This window comes from Flavobacterium cryoconiti (assembly GCF_048158645.1).
GTDB lineage: Bacteria > Bacteroidota > Bacteroidia > Flavobacteriales > Flavobacteriaceae > Flavobacterium > Flavobacterium cryoconiti.
The window spans coordinates 1-1,430 of sequence record NZ_JBLNKW010000028.1; the positions used below are offsets into that span (position 1 = coordinate 1).

At 34.3% G+C, this 1,430-nt stretch carries 2 protein-coding genes; both read right to left on the reverse strand.

The genetic code is table 11. The features are described from left to right. Positions 1–33: 33 nt before the first annotated feature. Positions 34–1,017, reverse strand: coding sequence for an ISAon1 family transposase (locus ACM55H_RS17885; RefSeq protein WP_416837809.1), 984 nt, complete (start codon positions 1,015–1,017; stop codon positions 34–36). After that, positions 998–1,363 carry an ISAon1 family transposase N-terminal region protein gene (locus ACM55H_RS17890; protein ID WP_416837808.1) on the reverse strand — a complete coding sequence of 122 codons (366 nt, stop codon included), beginning with the start codon at positions 1,361–1,363 and terminating at the stop codon, positions 998–1,000. The genes ACM55H_RS17885 and ACM55H_RS17890 overlap by 20 nt, the downstream gene beginning before the upstream one ends. Positions 1,364–1,430 lie beyond the last annotated feature (67 nt).

A 1,430-nucleotide genomic window follows, 5' to 3' on the forward strand; every position in this document is an offset into this window, starting at 1 on the left:
GGATCAATCCTAAAACCTGTGGAGAAGCAAAAATTAAGCATAAATATTGGTTAGCCTGAAAAGGAAGAATTCTACATTTCTAACGCCTCTAAATCTTGATCTGAATGCTTTTATTTTAGCATTGAATGATTCCGCTGAAGCATTAGTACTTCTGTTATCAAAATAGTTTAATATGGTTTGATAATGATTTATAATTGTTCGGGAGATTGTACCAAAAGACTTAAATTCAGATTGATTAACTTTTTCATGCCATTTTGCTAATTTCGCAAAAGCAATAACTTTATGGGTTGTGTTTTCAAAGATACCACGCAGCTCCTGAGCTAGATTATATCCTTTTTGAATATCAGGATACAATTCAAATACTAAAGCAGCACGTTCTGTTTGACTTTCGGTCCACTTTGATTTGTTTTTGTATAAGAAGTAGCGACTCCTGGCTAGTAACTGCTTAAGTGTATCCCCATTTGAAAGTGTTTTAGATTCGAAATTTGTTTTTGATTTTTTAGCTTTTTCGAAAGCGTCATTTTCTTGATCTATGGCTTCCCAACGATATTTGATTCTGATTTCCTGTAGCGCTTCTATAGCAAGCTTTTGAACATGGAATCGGTCCGTAACGCGAGTTGCATTAGAAAAGCACTTCTTGGCAATCAATCCCATATTTCCAGCCATATCCAGAGTGATTTCCTGGACTAGATTTCGTTGTTTAAGAGGGATTTTTTCGATAATAGCAATAACTGTTTCCGCTTTAGTTCCAGCAACCATGGCTACGATGGTTCCTTTTCTGCCTTTACCGGATTTATTGGTTAAAATGGTATAGAGCTCTCCATTGGAAAGCGATGTTTCATCTATTGATAAACGTTTTCCAATATTTTCAGGAAAAAGGAGCCATTTTTTTGAGTGTGATTTTTGATTCCAGGCTTTAAAATCACTTAAGAAATCTTTGTATTGATATTGTAAGTTTCTACCAGAAACTCCGTAGAAAGAAGCAATAGTATTACAATCATTTGGACTGGAATCTATTGATCTCTTTTAAAAAAGACGCAAACTCCTGTGTTACACGAGTTCCGTCTGCTACTAAGTTCCAATCTCTAAAAACCACTTTCTTGGTATCTTCATTATACCATCTTCTTCGAGTGATATGCAGATATACCTGGTGACCACGAATGGGGAAATCCTGAACGGTTATCTCATCAAAAAATCCTTTTGAACTTAATTTAGATCCTCGATATTCTTTAGGAATCGAATAGATTTCTTTGAGATACAAATGTAGTACCTCTTCTTCCTTTTTATAAGAAGTAAGTTCAAAGTAGTCTACTATTATCTCAGGTAATAACAACTTGAGGATGTCGATAAAAGAATCTTGCATTCAGGTATAATTTAGAAATACAAATATCTAGATTTTAATATTTCCCCACAACAATATGTCTTGATCC